The organism is Alcanivorax sp. NBRC 102024 (genome assembly GCF_001602235.1).
Classification (GTDB): Bacteria; Pseudomonadota; Gammaproteobacteria; order Pseudomonadales; family Alcanivoracaceae; genus Alcanivorax.
The window spans coordinates 454,792-476,101 of the sequence record NZ_BDAS01000002.1 but is presented as its reverse complement, the minus strand read 5'-3'; the positions used below and the strand labels follow the sequence as shown (position 1 = coordinate 476,101).

Below are 21,310 nucleotides of genomic sequence, written 5' to 3'. Positions count from 1 at the left end.
TTTTTCTGCAAAAAAAAATTTCCTTCCGCTTTGACTTCATCGGCCGTTTGGCTACATGCTAAAGACGTGACTGCACGGTCAGCCCTGCGCACACGAATCCCCATTTTCATTTTTTATTTACACGACTTTTTTTATTAATGAGAAAAGTGATCAAGGCATCTACCAAGGACACGTACCCCATGTAGTTTTGTTGTGACCATTGTTGGTTCCGCCAGGAGGAAGCAGGCATGAGCATTATCAGCCACTACCAGGCCCGGTTTGAGAGCACCCAGCAGGAAGAGATGTCGCTGGAAGAATACCTGGAGCTGTGCAAGCGCGATCCCAGCGCCTACGCCACCGCCCCCGAACGCATGCTCATGGCCATCGGCGAGCCGGAGATGGTCGACACTGCCAAGGACCCCCGCCTGTCACGCATCTTCTCCAACAAGGTCATCCGTCGTTACCCTGCCTTCGACGAGTTCTACGGCCTGGAAGAGGTCATCGAGAATATCGTCAGCTACTTCCGCCATGCGGCCCAGGGGCTGGAAGAAAAGAAACAGATTCTGTATCTGCTGGGCCCGGTGGGGGGCGGCAAATCTTCCCTGGCGGAAAAGCTCAAGGCGCTGATGCAGAAAGTGCCCTTCTACGCCATCAAGGGCTCCCCGGTGAACGACTCTCCCCTGTCCCTGTTTGATCCGGAGGAAGATGCTCCCATCCTGGAAGAGGAATACGGCATCCCACGCCGCTATATCCGCACCATCATGTCTCCCTGGGCGGTAAAACGGTTACATGAATTCGGCGGCGATATCAGCCAGTTCCGGGTGGTCAAACGCTATCCTTCGATTCTGGATCAGGTGGGCGTGGCCAAGACCGAGCCGGGCGACGAGAACAACCAGGACATTTCGGCCCTGGTGGGCAAGGTGGACATCCGCAAGCTGGAAGACTTCTCCCAGGATGATCCGGATGCCTACTCCTTCTCCGGCGGGCTGTGCCGGGCCAATCAGGGTATTCTGGAATTCGTGGAGATGTTCAAGGCACCGATCAAGGTGCTGCATCCATTGCTGACAGCAACCCAGGAAGGCAATTACAACGGCACGGAACACATGGGCGCGATTCCCTTCGACGGGATCGTTCTGGCCCACTCCAATGAAGCAGAGTGGCATACCTTCAAGAACAACAAGAACAACGAGGCCTTTATCGACCGGGTCTATATCGTCAAGGTGCCTTACTGCCTGCGTGTCACCGAAGAAATGCAGATTTACGAAAAGCTGCTGCGCAATTCCAGTCTGCGCGACGCCCATTGCGCACCGGATACCCTGCACATGCTGGCCCAGTTCTCGACCCTGACTCGCCTCAAGGAACCGGAGAATTCCAGCATCTACTCCAAGATGCGGGTCTATGATGGTGAGAACCTGAAGGATGTGGATCCCCACGCCAAGTCGATTCAGGAATACCACGACATGGCCGGTGTGGATGAAGGCATGAACGGCCTCTCCACCCGCTTCGCGTTCAAGATTCTGTCCAAGGTATTCAACTACGATCACTCCGAGGTGGCCGCCAACCCGGTACACCTGATTCATGTACTGGAACAACGCATCGATCAGGAGCAATTCCCCCAGGACCGTCAGGAGCAATACCGGAGATTCATCAAGGAATACCTGGTACCCCGCTACGTGGAATTTATCGGCAAGGAAATCCAGACCGCTTACCTGGAGTCCTACTCCGAATATGGCCAGAACATCTTCGACCGCTACGTGACCTATGCCGATTTCTGGATTCAGGACCAGGAATTCCGCGACCCGGACACGGGAGAAATTTTCGATCGCCAGGCTCTCAACGAAGACCTGGAAAAGATCGAAAAACCGGCGGGCATTTCCAACCCCAAGGACTTCCGCAACGAGGTGGTCAACTTCGTACTCCGCGCCCGCGCCAACAATCACGGCAAGAACCCGAGCTGGCTCAGCTACCAAAAGCTCCGCGACGTGATCGAGAAGAAAATGTTCTCCAACACGGAGGACCTGCTGCCGGTGATTTCCTTCAATGCCAAGGGCAGCGAAGACGACCAGCGCAAGCACAACAATTTCGTGCAACGCATGGTCTCCCGCGGCTACACGGAAAAGCAGGTACGCCTGCTGTCGGAATGGTATCTGCGGGTACGCAAGGCGCAGTAGAACGCTGTAGGAGCGCCGCTTGAGGCGCAAACCAGCTGTGCCAATTCGCGCCTCAAGCGGCGCTCCTACAATGCCGCCGGTGAAGTCGGGAGAAGCGAATGAGCTACATCATTGATCGCCGCCTGAACGACAAGCGCAAGAGCACCGTCAATCGCCAGCGCTTTTTGCGTCGTTATCGCAAGCATATCCGTGAAGCGGTCAACGATGCCGTCAACCGTCGTTCCATCAAGGACATGGAACAGGGCGAGCGCATCAGCATCCCTCGCAAGGACCTGTCCGAGCCCATCTTCCACCATGGCCCTGGCGGCCAGCGCAGCATTGTTCATCCCGGCAACAAGGAATTTCATCAGGGTGACCGGATTGCTCGCCCGGAAGGCGGAGGCGGCCAGGGTTCCGGCGATGGCCAGGCCAGCAATCAGGGGGACGGCGAGGACGCCTTCGCCTTTGAAATCGACAAACAGGAGTTTCTCAACTTCCTGTTTGAAGATCTGGAGCTGCCCAATCTGGTAAAACGCCATATGGAAGGTGCCCAGACCTTCCAGACCAAACATGGTGGCATTGTCAGCCAGGGCATGCCCGCCAAGATCAATATTGTCCGCTCCATGCGCCAGGCATCCATGCGACGCCGGGCGCTCACCGCCGCCACGCGCCGCCGTATCCGGGACCTGAAAGCAGAGCGCGAGGCGCTTTTGCAACAGGACCAGTCACCACAACGCCAGGCACGCCTGCAGGAACTGGACGAGCAGATTGCCAAACTGGAGCGGCGGGTGGAACGCATCCCGTTTCTGGATACCGTGGACCTTCGCTTCAACCATCATGTCAAAGTGCCGGTGCCGGTGAGTCGCGCCGTCATGTTCTGCATCATGGATGTGTCCGGTTCCATGAATCAGGACATGAAAGATCTGGCCAAACGCTTCTTCCTGCTGCTGTATCTGTTTCTGCAACGCAATTACGAAAAGATCGAGGTGGTGTTTATCCGCCACCACACCAGCGCCAAGGAAGTGGATGAAGAAGAGTTTTTCTATTCCCGGGAGACCGGCGGCACCATTGTCTCCAGTGCCCTGAAACTCACCCGCGATATCATCAATGACCGTTACCCGGTGACGGAATGGAATATCTATGCGGCCCAGGCCTCCGACGGCGACAACTGGAACGACGACTCCCCCGCCTGCGCCAAACTGATTGAGGAAGAACTGCTCCCCAAACTGCAGTACTTCTCCTACGTGGAAGTGATGCCACGGGCTCACCAGGCCCTCTGGGATCATTACCAGAACATCATGGCAAAGCACCCCGCCGCCTTCTCCATGGCACAGATTGATGAGCCCGGTGAGATCTACCCGGTCTTCCGGCACCTTTTCAAGAAACGCATGGAGGATGCATGAGCCGCTATCTCTCCGAAGGGTCCGACTGGGATTTCGAACTGCTGGCACGCTATGACGAGGCTATCGCCGATATCGCCCACAATAAATATGGCCTGGATACTTACCCCAATCAGATCGAGGTCATTTCCTCCGAGCAGATGATGGACGCCTACTCCTCGGTGGGCATGCCGGTGGGTTACAACCACTGGTCCTTCGGCAAGCAATTCGTGGAGGTGGAAGGCCGCTATCGGCGAGGGCAGATGGGGCTGGCCTATGAGATCGTCATCAACTCCGACCCCTGCATTGCTTACCTGATGGAAGAAAACAGTATCGCCATGCAGGCCCTGGTGATTGCTCATGCCAGCTACGGACACAACTCTTTTTTCAAGAACAATTACCTGTTCAAGACCTGGACCGATGCCTCGTCCATCATTGATTACCTGGTATTCGCACGAAACTATATCGCAGATTGCGAAATGCGCCACGGTGTTACCGCCGTGGAAGAGACTCTGGACTCCTGTCATGCCCTGATGAACTACGGCGTGGACCGCTACAAACGCCCTTCTCCGATTTCTGCCATCGAAGAAAAGCGGCGCCAGCGCGAACGGGAAGAGTCCCTGCAGAAACAGGTATCTGAATTATGGCGTACCTTCCCCCAGTTGCAGCCCGCCACTCAGCTGCGCGAGCAGAGCGATACCTTTCCCGCGGAACCGCAGGAAAATCTGCTCTATTTTCTGGAGAAAAATGCCCCACTGCTAAAACCCTGGCAGCGGGAGATCATCCGCATCGTGCGCAAGATGGCCCAGTATTTCTATCCCCAACGCCAGACCAAGGTCATGAACGAGGGCTGGGCCTGCCTGTGGCACTACACCCTGCTCAATGATCTCTACGACAAGGGTCTGGTCACCGATGGTTTCATGCTGGAGTTTCTGCAGAATCACAGCCAGGTGATCTATCAGCCCCCGTTCACGGCGCCCTTCTACAGCGGCATGAACCCCTATGCGCTGGGCTTCAACATGTTCCAGGATATCCGACGCATCTGCGAAACTCCGGATGACGAGGACCGGGAATGGTTCCCCGAAATTGCCGGCTCAAATTGGGTGGAAACGGTCAAGTTCGCCATGGAGAGCTTCAAGGACGAAAGCTTTATTCAGCAGTTTCTGTCCCCACGGTTGATCCGATACTTCAAGTTCTTCCAGATCGACGATGACGACCGCAACGATTACGTAGAGGTGGCCGCCATTCACAATGAACAGGGCTACCGCAAAGTCCGCGACGCCCTGGCCGAGCAGTACAACCTGAGCATTCAGGAACCCAACATCCAGATCGTCCGCGCCAACGTCCATGGTGACCGGGCCCTGACCCTGCGCCACCAGCGCAGCAGCGGCCGCCCCCTGGATGACGACAGCGCCCGGGAAGTCCTCCGCCACCTGCATCGCCTGTGGAAATTCGACGTGCACCTGGAAAGCGTTGAGAACGGCACCGTAGTCAGCCATCACAGCATGCCGCCAGAGCCGGCTCCTGCCGTTTCTTCGTAACCCATAGCCTGTGCCGCGAGACGAAACGGCAAAGGTCGCGGCCATCAGGAAACCCCGTAACAACCAGAATGTGCAGGGTGCACTGAGCCCAAGCGAACTGCACCAACCCAGGGCCGCAGCGGTGCCGTTCGCTTGCGCTCAGTGCACCCTGAAAGTGCCGCTTACTCAAAACATCCAAAATCGTTCGAGCCGCGTTGGCACTTTCAACTTTCCACTTGAAACTGCTTTATCTGTCGCCGCACCTGATGATCCCCCAGCACAAACAGGGATAACGCCAGCACAATCACCCCCGCGCCGATCAGGACCATGCTCCCCAGCTTTTCACCATTGAGCAGATTACCCAGCGTCAGCGCCAACACCGGCGTAATCAGGGTCACCAGGGCCACCGTGGCAGCAGGCAGCCGCGACAGAATCTGAAAATAGCAGTAGAAGCCCAGCAGGGACCCGAACACTGCCAGATAAATAATCGCGGAAAGCCCGCGCAGATCACCGCTATACGCAAAGGTCTGACCGGCAATCAACATGGCGACCCCATAGCAGGGCAATGACAGAATTAGCCCACCCACGGTTTGCTGCATGGGCTGCAAACCGGCGGCGACCCGCTGGACGGCAATACCGCTACCGGCAAACAGGGTTACCGCGGACAACATCCACACGAGTCCATTGCCCCGCTCACCCAGCGCTGCCCCTCCCAACAGCCCGGCCAGGCTCTCATCAAACACCAGTGCCAGCCCCAACAGGCCGAGCAGACAAGCGCTCCAGTGCCAGCCGTTCAGGCGAACGCTGCCCGGCAGGCTCTGCATCATCAGACCGGAGATCAATGGTGCCAGGCCAAAAATCACGGAAATCAGCCCGGAGGGCAAAGAGGTCGCCGCCATGTAACTGCATGCCATGGCTCCAAATATGCCCGGCAAGGCAACGGTATAACTCAGCAGGGCGCGGCCATGCAGGGGCAATGTCTGACGTTTCCAGCTCAACCACAACAGCCCCAGCAGCGCAGCAATTGCCATACGCACCCCGGCCGCCGCCAGCGGCGCCATGGCGTCACCACTCCATTTAATCCCCAGCGGTGTCGTCGCCCACACCGCTACCACGATCAAATATGCTGCCAGGGTAGGCATGTCGTTCTCCTTGATTAAGAGTCGCGAGTCCCGAGAATCGAGTTTCGAAAACCTAAAAACGCGCATGTTTAAAGATTTTCGCAACTCGAAACTCGTGCCTCGCAACTAAAGACCGACCTGCAACCCCCAAAACGAAAAAAGGCCGCAGGTCAGGGACACTGCGGCCTTTTGCAGAACTGAAACTATCAGTCACACAGCCGCGGTCCCTGCGCACGCCATTTGCGTGCACAGCGGTCTGCGACCAGCATGTGTAGTTTCAGTACGATAGAAAGCATGCGACCATTCTGTCCAAGATAACGAGAGCGCACAAGATGAAAATTTATCTGGTGGGTGGCGCCGTGCGGGATGCGTTACTGGGACTCCCGGTAACCGAAAGAGACTGGGTTGTCGTCGGCGCGACTCCCGACGATATGCAGGCCAGGGGGTTCCGCCCGGTGGGTCAGGACTTCCCCGTCTTTCTGCATCCGAAAACCCAGGAGGAATACGCCCTGGCACGGACCGAGCGCAAGTCTGGCCACGGTTATGGCGGTTTCACCTTTCACGCGGCACCGGACGTCAGTCTCGAGGATGATCTGGTGCGTCGTGATCTGACCATCAATGCCATGGCCCGGGAAGAAGGGGGCCGGGTGGTTGATCCTTTCAACGGTCGCATTGATCTCAAAGCGCGCCTGTTACGCCATGTCTCACCGGCCTTTGCCGAAGATCCCTTGCGTGTATTGCGGGTGGCCCGGTTTGCCGCGCGCTACCACTGGCTGGGATTCCGGGTGGCCGATGACACCCTGGCCTTGATGCGACAACTGGCTGACAGCGGCGAGCTGGATTACCTGGTGCCGGAACGGGTCTGGAAGGAAACCAGCCGGGCGCTGATGGAACGGGACCCGCAGGTCTTTTTTCAGGTATTGCATGCCTGCGGCGCACTGAAAGTGCTGCTACCGGAACTGGCGGCTCTGGATGGCGTGCCGCAACCGGAACAACACCATCCGGAAGTGGACACCCTGGTGCACCAATGGCTGTGTCTGGAACAGGCCAGTCGACTGAACCTGCCGTTGACGGCACGTTACGCGGTCCTCTGCCACGATCTGGGTAAGGGCAAGACGCCCAAGGAAGAATGGCCCCGACATATCGCCCACGAAATCCGCAGCGCGCGGCTGGCGAAAACCGTGTCAAAGCGCTGGCGCGTCCCCAAAGACGCCGCCACCCTGGCGGCTCTGGTGGCGGAATACCATACCCACTGTCACCGGGCGCTGGAGCTCAAGCCCGCCACGGTCTGGAAGCTGCTGAAGACGCTGGATGTGGTCCGTCGCCCGGAACGGCTGGAGGAGTTTCTGCTCGCCTGCGAAGCGGATGCCCGCGGTCGTACCGGACTGGAAGACCGCCCCTATCCCCAGGTGGATTACCTGCGCGGCGCGGCACAGGCCGTCAGGAATATTGATGTGGCAGCGCTGCGCAAGGAGGGCAATGAGGGGCCGGCACTGGGCGAGGCCATTGAGAAGGCCCGCATTCACGCACTCTCCCACTACAAAAGTGAGTTTAAAAAGACATGGCAGATTCCGTCGCCCTGATCACCGGCAGCGCCCGTCGCATTGGCGCAGAAATCGTTCGCACTCTGCACCGCAACGGCATGCGGGTCATCATTCATTATCGCAACAGTGCCGATGACGCTCGCGCACTGACTGACAGCCTGAACGCGGAACGGGCGGACAGCGCCGCCCTGCTGCAGGCGGATCTGGACCAGCCTGATCAGGTGCGCCAGCTGGCAGCCGATGCCCTGGCTTGCTTCGGCCGTATGGACCTGCTGGTTAACAATGCCTCCAGCTTTTACCCGACCCCCGTCGATCAGGCCGATGATGCCGACTGGGACAGGCTGGTTCACAGCAACCTGCGTGCGCCGTTTATCCTGAGCCAGAAGCTGGCACCGGCATTGAGCGAACGACATGGCAGCATTGTGAATATTGTGGATGTGTACGCGGAAAAACCGCTGCAACACCATACTCTGTATTGCATGGCCAAGGCCGGCCTTGCCATGATGACACGCAGCCTGGCCCGGGAACTGGGCCCGGATATTCGCGTCAACGGCGTGTCCCCCGGCCCCATCCTGTGGCCGGAGGCCGGGCAGATGAATCAGCAGGACATCCAGGATGCCACCGCACTGAAACGTTGCGGCACGCCCCGGGACATCGCTGAGACGGTATGGTGGCTCGGCACCCAGGCGCCGTTTGTCACTGGCCAGATTCTGGCGGTGGACGGCGGGCGCTCACTGACACTGCAAGGAAGCTAACCACCACTGATTAGGGGAAACCATGAAGGGAATCATGACACTACTGCTCGTACTGCCGCTTCTCGCCAACGCGGAGGTATATCGCTGGCAGGACGCAGAGGGCAACTGGCACTTTGGTGATCAGCCCCCCCAGGAGCAGCACGAGAAAATGGATATCAAGGCACCCCCCAAAATCGGCCAGGGTGATCGCGTCAGGGAAATCAACGAGCGCGCCCTGCGGCTTCGCCAGAGTGAGAAAGCAGAACAGCGCGAACAGGCATCCGAACAACGGGAACAGCAGGACGCTATCGCCAGACAATGCAAGGAAGCCAGGGCAAAATTGAAACGACTGCACGGCCGTTTCGTCTATCAGGATGAGGACGGCAAGGTCACCCACCCCACGCTGGATCAGGTTGAAAAGGACAAGGAAGAGGTACGTCAGTGGATTCAAAGAAACTGCAATTCCTGATCCGCACCGGTTTCAGCGCCGCGGTCCTGATCACCTCACTGGCAGCCCACGGGGACATCTTCCAGTGGCGAGACGAGAACGGCAAACTGCACTTTGGCGATCGGCCGCCGGAGCAACTGGAGAGCCAGAAGGTTACCCCCAGGACCTCGCCGGTTATCCAGGAACTGGAAATCTCCCAGCTACGCAAGGACTTCACCCTGCCCGGGGAACTTCACGACAGGACCCTGGAGGCGATTCGCTTCATCTACCGGCGCTACCGCAACGATTTCGGACTGGACTTGCACGGCACCGCCCAGGTGAACCTGTATCTGTTCGAACATCAGGCGGATTTCCGTCAATGGATGGAGGATCGTATCGGCTCCAGCAACGCCCACTATGCCGGCGTCTTCATACCTGCCAGTAATGAAGTGGCGGTCTGGCGCTGGGGAAACGATCAGCAAGTCGCACAGACAATTCTCCATGAAAGCAGTCACGTGCTGCTCTACCAGCTCTCTCCGGCGTCACCGGTCTGGCTCCATGAGGGGCTCGCCCAATATTTTCAGACCCTGCAGGTGCAGCCCGATGGGCGCCTGAAAGTGGAAGCGCTGGCCGATGCCCAGGCCCGAATTCGTCAATGGATGGATGAAGGACGGCTGATTACCCTGCGCCAGTATCTGTCTCTGGATGACAGGCAGTGGCGACGCATGGCCCATCAACTTGATGCCATTCCCTATACCGTGGCCTGGGCCACCACCGCTTTCCTGATGTCCAAGCCGGTAGGCCGCAGCACCTTGCGCAAACTGTTACAGGAACTGGAAAAAACCGACCGCCGCCCCACCCTGCAACGAATCGACCAGATCTATCCGGGGGGACTGACACGACTGGAATATGACTTTTTCCGCTGGGCACAGAGCGACATGACTCCGCACTGGTATTGAAAGAAGTGACACGCTGCACACTGCAACGCGAGAGAGATTCAGTAAAACGATTCCCGCCCAGCCCCGCGAACACAGGTTCGGCGCCCCACAAAACTGGCTACAAAGCCACTGTAGGAACGGAGCGCAGCGGAGTAACGCACTTAGTGCAGTGCGGCCCGAAGGGTGAGCGCAGCGAATAATACCTCTTGAGGGACGAATCCGAGCCAGGGCGAGGCGACAGAGATCCTGGTGCCAGCCATTCTTTTCTGAAACCTGTCGAGCTCTGAGATTCCTGATCACCCTGCGGGCGATTTCCGCGCAAGCGCGGTTCGCACCTCAAGAGGTACTCCTACAGGCGGCTTCGTAGGTATCTCGGAACTTGAGGAACTTTCCAGTCTTCCCCTCTCCAATCGAGCGTAGCTCGTAGCTCGCAACTACGCTTCCAACTCCACCACCCACAATGCCTGCCCGGCAAAATCCGACTCTTCCAGCAACTGCCGGTAGGGCTTGCCGATTTCCGGGTGAAATGCATCGGGAGCCAGGTCCACCAGGGGTTTGAGAACGAAGGCGTGTTTGAGGATTTCGTCACGGGGCAGTTGCACCCCGTCGATCTCGCCGGTGAGATCGTTATAAGTGAGGATGTCGATATCCAGGGTCCGGCTAGAGAATTTCTTCTCCCCACGCACCCGGCCATGGTCTTTCTCGATATCCCGCAACAGGGCGGCAAGCTCGCCCACCGGCAGGGTGGTATCAATACCCACCACCAGGTTGTAGAAGGCATCGCCGGAAAAACCCACCGCCTCGCTTTCATAGACCGGGCTGATCGCCAACCTGCCGAAGGCAGCAGCCAGTGCCTGCAGGCCGGAACGAATATTGTGCGCCCGGTCGATATTGGAGCCCAGACTCAGATACACCCGGGCGGTTTGATCCTTATTACCCATTGGGTTTTTGACCCCTTTCGATAATCACACCCACATCCCGCGACCCACGCAGAGCACCAGGCTTGCTCAGCCGCAGTTTCAACCAGGGCACATTGAATTCGCCGATCACCAACTGGGCCACGTTTTCCGCCAGGGTTTCCACCAGCTGGAATTCACTGCCTTCGATAAACGCGATCACACGCTTGCCAATAGCCTTGTAATCCAGCGCATCGTCAATGTGATCAGACGCTGCGCCCTTGCGGATATCCGCTGCCATTTCCAGATCCAGACTGACAGTCTGGCGGATACGCCGCTCCCAGTCGAAAATCCCGATCACGGTATCCACTTTCAAATCATTGATATAAACAATGTCCATACTCGCCCTCATTGGCGCAGGTTTCACGGGAAAGCGACTTTCCATCTGCATGAATCCCACTTTGGGTAATCAGATGTTACGCTTGCAACGCAGGCAGGCGTGTCGCCATGTGTACAATAAATGCCTGCCAAGCATGCAGAAGTCGCCACCCCGGCGATGTGAAGGGAGATTATAGCCGGTGCAAGCAGGGACATTACAGGACGTGTGGTTTTGGCTGCTGCCATTGTGTGCAGCCGGCTATCTGATGGGCTCCATTTCCAGCGCGATTCTGGTGTGCCGACTGTTCGGCTACCCGGACCCGCGCACCCAGGGCTCCAACAACCCCGGTGCCACCAATGTGCTGCGTATTGGCGGCAAGCCCGCCGCGGCGCTCACGTTACTGGGCGATGTGCTGAAAGGGGTGATCCCGGTGGTGCTGGCCCGCTATCTGGACATGGGACCCTTCGTGGCCGCGCTGGTGGGCACCTTCGCCTTTCTCGGCCATCTGTTCCCGGTGTTTTTCCACTTCCAGGGCGGCAAGGGCGTGGCCACGGCCTTCGGGCTGTTGTTTGCCCTGCACTGGCCCAGCGGCCTGGTGGCCGGCGTCGTCTGGCTGCTGGTGTTCGCTCTCACCCGCATCTCTTCCCTGGCCTCATTAAGCGCCTTCGTGGTGGCCCCGGCCTGTATCTTCGCCTGGCTACCCCAGGCCTTCTGGCCCATGCTGGCACTGTCCCTGGTGATGATCCTGCGCCACCGCAGCAACCTGCAAAAACTGCTGCGCGGGGAAGAACTGGGGTTCAGGAAGAAAGACTAGCCCCCTCACCGTAGGAGCGTCGCTGGCGGCGCGATTCTTGATATCAACAAAGCCGCTGTAGGAACGGAGCGCAGCGGAGTAACGCACGTAGTGCAGTGCGGCCCGAAGGGTGAGCGTAGCGAATACTACCTCTTGAGGGACGAATCTGAGGCTGAGCTAGGAAGCAGGACTTGCAGGTGCCACCAAATTACTCACGCGATACCTGTCAGTCCTGATCGCCCTACGGGCGATTTCCACGCTGACGCGTGGTTCGCACCTCAAGAGGCGCTCCTACAGAAAGGCAGGTAGCCGTTAGAGAGAGGCCAGTTCCGTCAGCGGCCAGCGTGGTCGGACCTTGATGGGCAGCTCCGCACTCTCCCCCGCCTGCAGGCGCAAGGCGCCGGCAAAAGCGATCATGGCGCCGTTATCGGTGCAGTACTGGGGCGCGGGATAAAACACACGTACCCCTCGCTTTTCCATCTGCTCTGCCAGCTTGGCACGTAATGCCCGATTGGCGCTCACTCCGCCGGCCATCACCAAGCGCTTGTCACCGGTCTGCTCCACCGCCCGGCGGCACTTGATCACCAGGGTATCCACCGCGGCCTCTTCAAACGCCAGGGCGATATCTGCCTGGTCCTGCTCGCTGAGAGCGTCCCTGCCGCCCAGATCGTTGATGGTGTTGAGCGTAAACGTTTTCAGGCCGGAAAAGCTCATGTCCAGGCCGGGGCGGTCAGTCATGGGCCGCGGGAAACGGAACCGGCCCGGCGTCCCTTTCTCCGCCAGGGCAGCAATACGCGGGCCGCCGGGGTAGCCCAATCCCATCATCTTGGCGGCCTTGTCGAAGGCTTCGCCGGCGGCATCATCCACGGATTCGCCCAGAATGGCGTAATCCCCCAGGGAGCGCGCTTCCAGCAACAGGCTATGCCCGCCACTGACCAGCAGTGCCACAAAGGGAAACGACGGGGCATCCGGCTCCAGCAGGGGGGCCAGCAAATGGCCTTCCATATGGTGGACTTCCACGGCGGGGACACCCCAGCCAAAAGCCAGCGACCGGGCCACGCCGGCCCCTACCAGCAGGGCTCCAGCCAGGCCGGGACCGGCCGTATAGGCGATGCCATCAAGCTGATCCGGGGTGGTAGCGGCTTCCGCCATGACCTGTTTTACCAGGGGCAGTACCCGCTGCACATGATCGCGACTGGCCAGCTCCGGGACCACGCCACCAAAACGGGCATGCATCTCCACCTGGCTGTACAGGGCCTGCCCCAGCAGACCGGCGTCGGAGTCGTAAATCGCCACCCCGGTCTCGTCGCAGCTTGATTCGATACCCAATACACGCATGTTGCTCACCCCTTGAAATCCGGGCGCCATGATAGCGCCAGACGCCCGGATTTGCATTTCTTCCCGACTCAGGTAGAATCCCCGCCCTCGCCGCACCCGGGACCACCTGAGCCCGCGGCGAATCCATATAACCCAAAGACTTTTAGGAAGGTGATTCTTCATGCCTCAGGTGAAGGTGAAAGAAGGCGAACCGTTTGATGTGGCCCTGCGCCGTTTCAAGCGTGGCTGTGAAAAAGCGGGCATTCTCTCTGAAGTGCGTCGTCGCGAACAGTATGAGAAGCCCACTCAAGAGCGTAAGCGCAAGCGTGCCGCAGCCGTCAAGCGTCACCTTAAGAAACTGCAGCGTGAGCAACTCGCACGCAAACGTCTCTACTAAGGTTTAGACGTCTGATGAGTGCGCTCAAAGAGCAGCTCACTGCAGCCATGAAAGACGCCATGCGTGCCAAAGAAAAGGCACGTCTTGGCGTTTTTCGTATGGCGCTGTCAGCGATCAAGCAAATCGAAGTGGACGAGCGCATCGAGCCCGATGACGCCCGCGTACTGGCATTGCTCGACAAGCTGATCAAGCAGCGCAAGGATTCCGCCACCCAATACCGCGACGCGGGCCGCCCGGAACTGGCGGAAACCGAAGAAGCGGAAATCCTGGTACTCCAGGAGTTTCTCCCCGCCCAACTGAGCGACGACGAGATCGACGCCCTGATTGATGATGCCATTTCCCAGACCGGTGCCGCAGGCATGCAGGATATGGGCAAGGTGATGGGCATTCTCAAGCCGCAACTCCAGGGCCGTGCCGACATGGGCGCCGCCAGTGGCAAGGTTCGCGCCAAGCTCAACTGATTGAGCCGCTTTCCTGTATCCGGCGACTCTGAATAACCTTATCTGCAACTTCAGCGGTTCTTGCTGCCCACCGTTTTCCGGCTTTTTCTGACCGTAAACCGTGAGAAACCGACACCGGGTTTCAAAGCGCTGCTACCGCCACCCTGCGGTTTCTGTTTGAATAAGAAGCCTCGGTATATCGCCCTGCATACTTAGCGGCCCCAACTCCCATTCTGGCAAAATCAGACCCATGGCACGCATTCCGGAAAATTTCATACAGGATCTATTGGCCCGCACCGATCTGGTGGAGCTGATCGACTCCCGCGTGCCCCTGAAAAAAACCGGCCGCAATTACAGCGCCTGCTGCCCCTTCCATCAGGAAAAGACCCCGTCCTTCACCGTGGCGCCGGACAAGCAGTTCTACTACTGCTTTGGCTGTGGCGCCTCCGGCAATGCGGTGGGTTTCCTGATGGAATACGAGCATCAGAGCTTCCCGGAAGCGGTCAAGCAACTGGCCAGCCGTGCCGGCATGGAAGTTCCGGAAAGCCGCCCGGAAACCCCCGCTGACCGACAGAAGAAGGACCGCCTGCAGTCCCTCTATGACCTGCTCAGCCGAGCCGAAAAATTCTACTGCCAGCAATTGCGCCAGGCCCCGGAGCGACAAAAAGCGGTGACCTACCTGAAGGGACGCGGGCTCAGCGGGGAAATCGCCAAACGCTTCGGCGTCGGTTTTGCCCCGCCGGGCTACGACAACCTGATCACCGGCCTGTCACTCACTGAAGCAGGGCTTGAGCAGGCCCTGACCGCCGGGTTGCTGGTGCGCCGGGAAGACACCGGCCGCACCTATGACAAATTTCGGGATCGTATTATTTTCCCGATCCGCGACACCCGCGGACGCACCATCGGCTTTGGGGGGCGGGTGCTGGGCGACGGCAAACCCAAATACCTGAACAGCCCGGAAACCCCGGTCTTCCACAAGGGCCAGGAGCTCTACGGTCTGTGGGAATGGCGGCAAAGCCGCGACCGCAGCGACCGCCTTTATGTGGTGGAGGGTTACATGGACGTGATCGCCCTGGCCCAGCACGGGGTACCCAATGTGGTCGCCACCCTGGGCACCGCCACCACAGAAGACCACGCCCGCAAGCTGTTCCGCCAGGTCAACGAAGTGGTGCTCTGCTTTGATGGTGACCAGGCCGGTGTGCGGGCCGCCTGGCGAGCACTGGAATCCCTGCTCCCCGCGCTGGACGACGGCAAACAGGTGCGCTTCCTGTTTCTGCCCGACGGGGAAGACCCGGACACCCTGGTGCGTCAGCAGGGCCCTGAAGCCCTGCGCGCGCTCACCGAAAAGGCCGACGCCCTTTCCACCTATCTTTTCCGGCATCTGTCCGACGGGCTGGACCTGTCCACCGTGGACGGCCGCGCCCGCCTGGCCCGGCTTGCCCTGCCCTATCTGGACAAGCCCGCCGGGCCGGTCTACCGGGCGTTGCTGACCCAGGAACTGTCACAACTGACACGCCTGGACAAGGAATCTCTGGCACAGCTTAAACCGGCCCCCAGGACGGAGCCTGCCCCCGCTCCTCGCGCCGAACCGGCACCGCACTCCCATGACCAGTTCATGCCCGAGGAATATGGCGACGCCATGCCGCCACCGGACGATTTCTACCCGGCGGACAACAGCGATCCGGCCGACTCCTACAGCCGGCCACCGCGCCACCCGGGAGGCAGCCGCAAGGGCCCGATGACCCTATCAGAACGACTGGTCCTGGTGCTGCTGGATTACCCGGACCTGGTCAGCGAGCATCCACTACCTGACGGCGTTGAGCGGCTCCCCATGCCGCACATTGATCTGCTGATACAGGTAGCCGGCCTGTGCCGACAGAACCACAGCCCCGCCGCCCTGCTCGGCGCCCTGATGGCACTGGAGCAGGGGGAAACCCTGTCCCGCCTGCTCAAGGCCAGTCTCAAGCCGCCCATGCAAAAAGAGATGGCGACCCGGCTCTGGCAGGATGCTCTCTCCCAGCTGGAAGTCACTCGCCTGGAGGCGGCTCTCCATGAAATGGAGCAAGCCGGCATCCCGGACACGGCCCAATGGCAGGAACTGCACCGGGCCCTTGCCGAAGCTCGCCAGCACGCCCGCCAGCCCTTCAACTAGGAAAAGCCTGTAACCCCATGATTTTCAAAGACAAGTAATACCAAAAACAATTCACCCCCATCCGGCCCGTAGTCTTGCAATTACTGGCCGAAATCCCCACATACCGGTATAATACGCCGTTTTCCCACGCCACAATCCGCTAGTCAGCCACGGCAAGCTAGCACGACGTTACGGGCTTTATTGCATGACGACTCAAAAGCAGCAGCAACAATCCCAGCTGAAGCAGTTGATCGCACTCGGCAAGGAACAGGGTTACCTGACCTACGCCGAAGTGAATGACCACTTGCCGGAGTCCATCACCGACACGGACCAGGTGGAAGACATCATTCAGATGATCAACGACATGGGCATCACCGTGGTGGAAAAAGCCGCCGATGCCGATCAGCTGATGATCGATGAAAGTGCTGACAGCACTGACGAAGTTGCCGCCGAAGAAGCTGCCGCTGTTCTCGCCTCCGTAGAGAGCGAGCCCGGCCGCACCACCGACCCGGTGCGTATGTACATGCGCGAAATGGGCACGGTGGAACTGCTGACCCGTGAAGGCGAAATCGAGATCGCCAAGCGTATCGAGGAAGGCACCCGGGAAGTTCTGCACGCCCTGGCCTTCTGGCCCGGCGCCGTGGACATGCTGATCGACGAATACGCCCGCGTGGAAAACGAAGAGCGCAAGCTCACCGATATCATCGCCGGTTACCTTGACCCCAATGATGACGGCGCGGCCGCCACCAATGCCAACAAGGAACCGACTTTCGCGGAGAAGGCCAAAAAAGCCGCTGAAGAGAAAGAAAAAGCCAAAGAAAACGACGATGATGATGACGACGCTGACGACAAGGACAGCGACGACGATAGCGATGAGGACGAGGGCGGTCTGGATCCGGTACTGGCAGCCGAGCGTTTTGCCGAGCTGAAGAAACTGCACGAGAAGGCCGAACGCGCGCTCAAGCGCAACGGTCGTGACCATGCCAGCACCGCCAAAGCCATGGAAGCCCTGGCCGAGCACTTCACCCTGTTCAAGCTGGTGCCGCGCATCTACGACGAGATGCTGGTCGGCGCCCGCAACAATCTGGACTTGGTGCGCAAATTCGAGCGTCAGATCATGTCCTCTGCCATCCGCCGCGGCGGCATGGACCGCAAGGATTTCATCAAGCTGTTCCCCGGTAACGAAACCAACATGGACTGGGTTGACCAGCAACTGAAGACCAAGAAAGGCAAAACCATTGCCGACAAGTTGAGCGTGGTCAAGGAAGACATCCAGCGCGCCCAGCGCAAGATCACCACCGTCGAGGAAATCATTGGCCTGCCGGTGGCAGACATCAAGGAAATCAACCGTCGCATTTCCATCGGCGAAGCCAAGGCCCGCCGCGCCAAGAAAGAAATGGTGGAAGCTAACCTGCGTCTGGTAATTTCCATCGCCAAGAAATATACCAACCGTGGTCTGCAGTTCCTCGACCTGATCCAGGAAGGCAACATCGGCTTGATGAAGGCCGTGGACAAGTTCGAATACCGCCGTGGCTACAAGTTCTCCACCTATGCCACCTGGTGGATCCGTCAGGCCATTACCCGCTCTATCGCCGACCAGGCGCGCACCATCCGTATCCCGGTGCACATGATAGAGACGATCAACAAGATCAACCGGGTACAGCGCCAGATGCTGCAGGAAATGGGCCGCGAACCGACCCCGGAAGAACTGGGCGTGCGTCTGGAAATGCCGGAAGACAAGGTCCGTAAGGTACTGAAGATCGCCAAAGAACCGATCTCCATGGAAACCCCCATCGGTGACGATGAAGATTCCAGCCTGGGCGACTTTATCGAGGACGGCAACATGGAATCCCCGGTGGACTCCGCTACCTCGCTGGGCTTGGAAGAAGCCACCCGCGAAGTACTGGCCAACCTGACCGCCCGGGAAGCCAAGGTCCTGCGCATGCGCTTCGGCATCGACATGAACACTGACCACACCCTCGAGGAAGTGGGCAAGCAGTTCGACGTGACCCGTGAGCGTATCCGTCAGATAGAAGCCAAGGCACTGCGCAAGCTGCGCCACCCCAGCCGCAGCGAACACCTGCGCAGCTTCCTGGACGGCGACCTGTAACACTTGAAAAAAAATGCCGGCCCCCGAATAATCGGCGGCCGGCATTTTATTGTCCTTCCGTTTTTCGGGCCTATAGCTCAGCTGGTTAGAGCAGTCGACTCATAATCGATTGGTCCCAGGTTCAAGTCCTGGTGGGCCCACCAATTCTTTCAGCGCATTCCCCCCCTGTGGCGTAAAGCATACGTTGTCCCAAACTGGCAACTTGTACTTCACATGCCGCATAAAATGCCCCCCGCAGTTTTTGACAGGAAATAGCCCGTCTATAGAAAGAAAAAGCGGCCCCATCTGAACCGCTTATATTTCCTTGATCACCTTATCGGCTGGAAGCGCATCAGATCATCAATACTGGGCGGCGTCCGGAACTCGGGGAAAAGGGGTACAGGTGAAAACAGTTCAGGCCAGTGTTCTTCGCTGGGCGCAAACTCCATGACAATACGCGTCTGCAGCACATGGCCATCATCCGGGTCGCCTTCGCGCCTCTGCACGGTGATCTTCGCCGGCGCGCCCTGTCGGTAGGAGACCAGCGTTCGCTCCGAGGGTACGTCGGACTCACCAAAAAATTGGTCGACCTGCTTCAATTTCCCATCGTTGTAGTAACCGTACCTAAGCACTATCGAACCGAAGTAGCTCACTTCGTAGAGCCTGCCGTTGCTATCATAGTGATAAGCCTCAACAGCCTCTTGCTGGTCGTCTTCTGTGCCCCAAATCCCGTCTTCCCCGTATGAGCTTCGAACCTTGGCCGTCACTTGTTCTGACGCATTGAAGAGATAGGACTCGTAATCCCTCCCCGATTCAGGACCGGCATCGGCAGTACCGCGATGAACGATCACGCGGTCGGTCTGGCGAGTGGCGGTATAGGGATACAAGTCTGCGGACGTCGAGCCGTTGTAGCGCTGAATGTCCTGTTCGACGCTATCATCCAGATAGCGGTAGGACCGTGTTTGATGGGCGGAAGAACATCCCCTCAGAAGCTTGATCGAGACGGCAACGGGATCAGCCTCCATGCAATACTCATCGAGCACCGCCGTCCAGACGCTATCGGCAGCGAGGTCAATGCTCAGAGGGCGTTGCTCGGCATCAAAGCTGACGGTATTGGTCTGCGTGTGATCGACGATGGCGGGCAGATCAGACTCATCCACCGTGGTGAGGTCGATATCAGAGGTAAATTCTGACAACGCCAATATCTCGGCAACCGTTGTGTCCAGGCCGACAAATTCGTAGTCGATCACCTCCGTTGCAGTCCCGCCAAAATGCTCAAGGTCGGCATTAATGAGGTAACTGTAACCAAAGTCCAAGCCAGGCATGAACAGGCCGGTGACGTAACCTGACTCTTGCTGCAGTCGTCGACCGTTACGTACCGGGCATTTCATCGGGCCGTTATTCGAAAGGCCTAAAGCTGCCAGTCCAGTCGCTCCCGTAGGCGATCTAGCCATGCCGAGAAAATACAGGTCTGGATAACGCAGCAAAGGGGTCGGCGCCGACATGTACTGGCACTGAAGATAAGGATGCGATGTATCATCCTCTGTACCCCAGGTCATATCCGGCCCGACAGAGTGCAACTGCACGTTGATCGTGAGTTCATCGGGATATTGGAACTGCATACGCGCCACCTGCGCGCCGTCAGCGTCATAAAACCAGGCCCGGGTTGGTACGCTGCTCGTGGTTTCCGTGACAGCATCGCCACGGGATGAAGAGCCTCCCCCACAGCCCGTCGCCATCAAGGCGACCAGGCATGCCAGACTATAGCGCATTGTTGTTGTCATAATGCTATCCAAGAGATTTCAGGCTAAGTAGCAGCCTACTGATGGCCGCCAGAAGCGATATCATTCTAATCGCAGCACCGCCTTATCAATACGGTGACGCGCATCCAGTTTTATTTTTCCCCGACCGCATAATAATCCAGTAGCTCGAAACTATCATTTTCGCCGCAACAGGATCTGGCGTGGGCAGCCCACAGGCTGCAATGAGACCACCTGCTTAAGTGGTATAAGGCAAGATCAGTCTGGCGGGACGGCCGGCGAAGCACCACTGAACCACGGCCTCCCCACACATCAGCAAGTGGACTATTGCGCTATATTCATGAGCCCTCACTGGCAGAGCGCAGCCGCCCCACCATCGTGACGACAGCAAGCACCATGGCGCCTGCCACCAGCCCGCCAATCAGGTTTACCAGTAACGGCACCAACCAGGACACTGCACTAACCATTTCCTGCAGGTGATGCACCCAGTCGTGGGAACCGGGAATGCCGTGGACCAGGATGCCACCCCCCACCAGAAACATGGCAGCAGTACCAACCACGGACAAAGTCTTCATCAACCAGGGGGCGAGAAACAGGATACCTTTGCCCAGGGCAATTCGCGCCCCGGCGCCAGATGCCTGGGGATCCGTCTTTGCCAGGTACAGGCCGGCGTCATCCAGCTTCACGATGCCGGCAACCAGACCGTAAACGCCGATCGTCATCAATACGGCAATGGTACAAATTGCCGCAACCTGAACACCAAAAGTCGCCGACTGTACCGCCCCCAATGAAATCACAATGATCTCGGCGGACAGGATAAAGTCGGTGCGGATAGCGCCCTTGATCTTCTGCTTTTCAAACGCCACCAGGTCCACCGCCGGGTCGGCAACCGCTTTCAGGGTTTCCCGATGCTCATGTTCCTGTTCTTCCTTGTGAAAGAACTTATGCACCAGCTTTTCGCAACCTTCGTAACAAAGGAAGGCGCCGCCTATCATCAGCAACGGCGTAATCAACAAGGGAAGGAAGGCACTGATCAACAAGGCGGCAGGTACCAGTATCAACTTATTGAGAGCCGACCCCTTGGCCACCGCCCACACCACTGGCAATTCCCTGTTTGCTTTCACGCCGGACACCTGCTCGGCATTCAACGCCAGATCATCGCCCAGCACCCCGGCGGTTTTCTTGGCCGCCACCTTGGTCATAACGGAAACGTCATCCAGCAAGGTGGCAATATCATCGATCAGGGCAAGCAGGCTGGTTCCGGCCATGAAAATCTCCTTTGTCGTCGTAACACGCTTGCACGTGCATTAGTGGCC

The 21,310-nt window shown here is 58.5% G+C and carries 18 protein-coding genes and 1 tRNA gene; 13 read left to right on the top strand and 6 right to left on the bottom strand.

From position 1 onward, the window contains the following. The first annotated feature begins 227 nt into the window (after positions 1 to 227). The 3 genes from A0251_RS05825 to A0251_RS05815 all read left to right on the top strand — a co-directional run bounded on the left by A0251_RS05825 (position 228) and on the right by A0251_RS05815 (position 5,049). Positions 228 to 2,150 carry a PrkA family serine protein kinase gene (locus tag A0251_RS05825; RefSeq protein ID WP_062815884.1) on the top strand — a complete coding sequence of 641 codons (1,923 nt, stop codon included), beginning with the start codon at positions 228 to 230 and terminating at the stop codon, positions 2,148 to 2,150. Positions 2,151 to 2,248: 98 nt separating this feature from the next. Continuing rightward, positions 2,249 to 3,532, top strand: a complete 1,284-nt coding sequence (locus A0251_RS05820) for a YeaH/YhbH family protein (RefSeq protein ID WP_062815883.1) — start codon at positions 2,249 to 2,251, stop codon at positions 3,530 to 3,532. Then, on the top strand, positions 3,529 to 5,049 hold the full coding sequence (locus tag A0251_RS05815; protein WP_062815882.1) for a SpoVR family protein: 1,521 nt from the start codon (positions 3,529 to 3,531) through the stop codon (positions 5,047 to 5,049). The genes A0251_RS05820 and A0251_RS05815 overlap by 4 nt, the downstream gene beginning before the upstream one ends. Before the next feature lie 203 nt (positions 5,050 to 5,252). Here the strand turns inward: A0251_RS05815 and A0251_RS05810 are convergent, their stop codons facing one another. After that, on the bottom strand, positions 5,253 to 6,170 hold the full coding sequence (locus tag A0251_RS05810; RefSeq protein WP_062815881.1) for a DMT family transporter: 918 nt from the start codon (positions 6,168 to 6,170) through the stop codon (positions 5,253 to 5,255). A 311-nt stretch (positions 6,171 to 6,481) separates the two neighbouring features. Here A0251_RS05810 and A0251_RS05805 point away from each other — a divergent pair, with 311 nt between their 5' ends. Genes A0251_RS05805 through A0251_RS05790 form a run of 4 tightly spaced genes read left to right on the top strand, consistent with a single transcriptional unit; the run spans position 6,482 to position 9,813 of the window. Continuing rightward, on the top strand, positions 6,482 to 7,732 hold the full coding sequence (locus A0251_RS05805; RefSeq protein ID WP_062815880.1) for a multifunctional CCA addition/repair protein: 1,251 nt from the start codon (positions 6,482 to 6,484) through the stop codon (positions 7,730 to 7,732). Then, positions 7,711 to 8,448, top strand: coding sequence for a pteridine reductase (locus A0251_RS05800; RefSeq protein ID WP_062815879.1), 738 nt, complete (start codon positions 7,711 to 7,713; stop codon positions 8,446 to 8,448). The genes A0251_RS05805 and A0251_RS05800 overlap by 22 nt, the downstream gene beginning before the upstream one ends. Positions 8,449 to 8,482: 34 nt before the next feature. Beyond that, positions 8,483 to 8,896: a DUF4124 domain-containing protein gene (locus tag A0251_RS05795; RefSeq protein ID WP_160052753.1), complete on the top strand. Its 414-nt coding sequence runs from the start codon at positions 8,483 to 8,485 to the stop codon at positions 8,894 to 8,896. After that, entirely contained in the window at positions 8,869 to 9,813 is a 945-nt protein-coding gene (locus tag A0251_RS05790) for a DUF4124 domain-containing protein (protein WP_062815877.1), read from the top strand. The genes A0251_RS05795 and A0251_RS05790 overlap by 28 nt, the downstream gene beginning before the upstream one ends. Positions 9,814 to 10,226: 413 nt before the next feature. On the opposite strand, the gene folK is transcribed toward A0251_RS05790, so the two are convergent. Both folK and folB read right to left on the bottom strand, forming a co-directional pair. Then, positions 10,227 to 10,733, bottom strand: coding sequence for a 2-amino-4-hydroxy-6-hydroxymethyldihydropteridine diphosphokinase (folK, locus tag A0251_RS05785; RefSeq protein ID WP_062815876.1), 507 nt, complete (start codon positions 10,731 to 10,733; stop codon positions 10,227 to 10,229). Continuing rightward, positions 10,726 to 11,088 carry a dihydroneopterin aldolase gene (gene folB / locus A0251_RS05780; RefSeq protein ID WP_035244902.1) on the bottom strand — a complete coding sequence of 121 codons (363 nt, stop codon included), beginning with the start codon at positions 11,086 to 11,088 and terminating at the stop codon, positions 10,726 to 10,728. The genes folK and folB overlap by 8 nt, the downstream gene beginning before the upstream one ends. A 202-nt stretch (positions 11,089 to 11,290) precedes the next feature. Between folB and plsY the strand changes: the two genes are divergently transcribed. Further along, a complete protein-coding gene (gene plsY, locus A0251_RS05775) occupies positions 11,291 to 11,881 on the top strand; it encodes a glycerol-3-phosphate 1-O-acyltransferase PlsY (RefSeq protein WP_255357608.1) in 591 nt (196 codons plus the stop codon). Between the two features lie 291 nt (positions 11,882 to 12,172). Here the strand turns inward: plsY and tsaD are convergent, their stop codons facing one another. Next, complete coding sequence (gene tsaD, locus A0251_RS05770; RefSeq protein WP_062815875.1) at positions 12,173 to 13,198, bottom strand: tRNA (adenosine(37)-N6)-threonylcarbamoyltransferase complex transferase subunit TsaD; 1,026 nt, start codon at positions 13,196 to 13,198, stop codon at positions 12,173 to 12,175. A gap of 160 nt (positions 13,199 to 13,358) precedes the next feature. On the opposite strand from tsaD, the gene rpsU reads away from it, so the two are divergent. The 5 genes from rpsU to A0251_RS05745 all read left to right on the top strand — a co-directional run bounded on the left by rpsU (position 13,359) and on the right by A0251_RS05745 (position 18,398). After that, the gene (gene rpsU / locus A0251_RS05765; protein ID WP_007148705.1) at positions 13,359 to 13,574 is read left to right on the top strand and encodes a 30S ribosomal protein S21; all 216 of its coding nucleotides are present in this window, start codon (positions 13,359 to 13,361) and stop codon (positions 13,572 to 13,574) included. 14 nt (positions 13,575 to 13,588) lie between these two features. Next, positions 13,589 to 14,035: a GatB/YqeY domain-containing protein gene (locus A0251_RS05760; protein WP_062815874.1), complete on the top strand. Its 447-nt coding sequence runs from the start codon at positions 13,589 to 13,591 to the stop codon at positions 14,033 to 14,035. Positions 14,036 to 14,264: 229 nt separating this feature from the next. Then, on the top strand, positions 14,265 to 16,166 hold the full coding sequence (gene dnaG, locus A0251_RS05755; RefSeq protein ID WP_062815873.1) for a DNA primase: 1,902 nt from the start codon (positions 14,265 to 14,267) through the stop codon (positions 16,164 to 16,166). A gap of 184 nt (positions 16,167 to 16,350) precedes the next feature. Then, a complete protein-coding gene (rpoD, locus tag A0251_RS05750; RefSeq protein ID WP_062815872.1) occupies positions 16,351 to 18,255 on the top strand; it encodes an RNA polymerase sigma factor RpoD in 1,905 nt (634 codons plus the stop codon). 66 nt (positions 18,256 to 18,321) lie between these two features. Further along, positions 18,322 to 18,398, top strand: a tRNA-Ile gene (locus tag A0251_RS05745). Between the two features lie 165 nt (positions 18,399 to 18,563). Here A0251_RS05745 and A0251_RS05740 read toward each other — a convergent pair. Then, positions 18,564 to 20,018, bottom strand: a complete 1,455-nt coding sequence (locus A0251_RS05740) for a hypothetical protein (protein WP_062815871.1) — start codon at positions 20,016 to 20,018, stop codon at positions 18,564 to 18,566. A 314-nt stretch (positions 20,019 to 20,332) separates the two neighbouring features. After that, a complete protein-coding gene (locus A0251_RS05735) occupies positions 20,333 to 21,262 on the bottom strand; it encodes a DUF808 domain-containing protein (RefSeq protein WP_062815870.1) in 930 nt (309 codons plus the stop codon). Positions 21,263 to 21,310 lie beyond the last annotated feature (48 nt).

Coding starts and splice junctions, on each gene's coding strand:
- A0251_RS05825 (WP_062815884.1), top strand. CDS start 228: ATGAGCATTATCAGCCACTACCAGGCCCGGTTTGAGAGCACCCAGCAG.
- A0251_RS05820 (WP_062815883.1), top strand. CDS start 2,249: ATGAGCTACATCATTGATCGCCGCCTGAACGACAAGCGCAAGAGCACC.
- A0251_RS05815 (WP_062815882.1), top strand. CDS start 3,529: ATGAGCCGCTATCTCTCCGAAGGGTCCGACTGGGATTTCGAACTGCTG.
- A0251_RS05810 (WP_062815881.1), bottom strand. CDS start 6,170: ATGCCTACCCTGGCAGCATATTTGATCGTGGTAGCGGTGTGGGCGACG.
- A0251_RS05805 (WP_062815880.1), top strand. CDS start 6,482: ATGAAAATTTATCTGGTGGGTGGCGCCGTGCGGGATGCGTTACTGGGA.
- A0251_RS05800 (WP_062815879.1), top strand. CDS start 7,711: ATGGCAGATTCCGTCGCCCTGATCACCGGCAGCGCCCGTCGCATTGGC.
- A0251_RS05795 (WP_160052753.1), top strand. CDS start 8,483: ATGACACTACTGCTCGTACTGCCGCTTCTCGCCAACGCGGAGGTATAT.
- folK (WP_062815876.1), bottom strand. CDS start 10,733: ATGGGTAATAAGGATCAAACCGCCCGGGTGTATCTGAGTCTGGGCTCC.
- folB (WP_035244902.1), bottom strand. CDS start 11,088: ATGGACATTGTTTATATCAATGATTTGAAAGTGGATACCGTGATCGGG.
- tsaD (WP_062815875.1), bottom strand. CDS start 13,198: ATGCGTGTATTGGGTATCGAATCAAGCTGCGACGAGACCGGGGTGGCG.
- rpsU (WP_007148705.1), top strand. CDS start 13,359: ATGCCTCAGGTGAAGGTGAAAGAAGGCGAACCGTTTGATGTGGCCCTG.
- A0251_RS05760 (WP_062815874.1), top strand. CDS start 13,589: ATGAGTGCGCTCAAAGAGCAGCTCACTGCAGCCATGAAAGACGCCATG.
- dnaG (WP_062815873.1), top strand. CDS start 14,265: ATGGCACGCATTCCGGAAAATTTCATACAGGATCTATTGGCCCGCACC.
- rpoD (WP_062815872.1), top strand. CDS start 16,351: ATGACGACTCAAAAGCAGCAGCAACAATCCCAGCTGAAGCAGTTGATC.
- A0251_RS05740 (WP_062815871.1), bottom strand. CDS start 20,018: ATGACAACAACAATGCGCTATAGTCTGGCATGCCTGGTCGCCTTGATG.
- A0251_RS05735 (WP_062815870.1), bottom strand. CDS start 21,262: ATGGCCGGAACCAGCCTGCTTGCCCTGATCGATGATATTGCCACCTTG.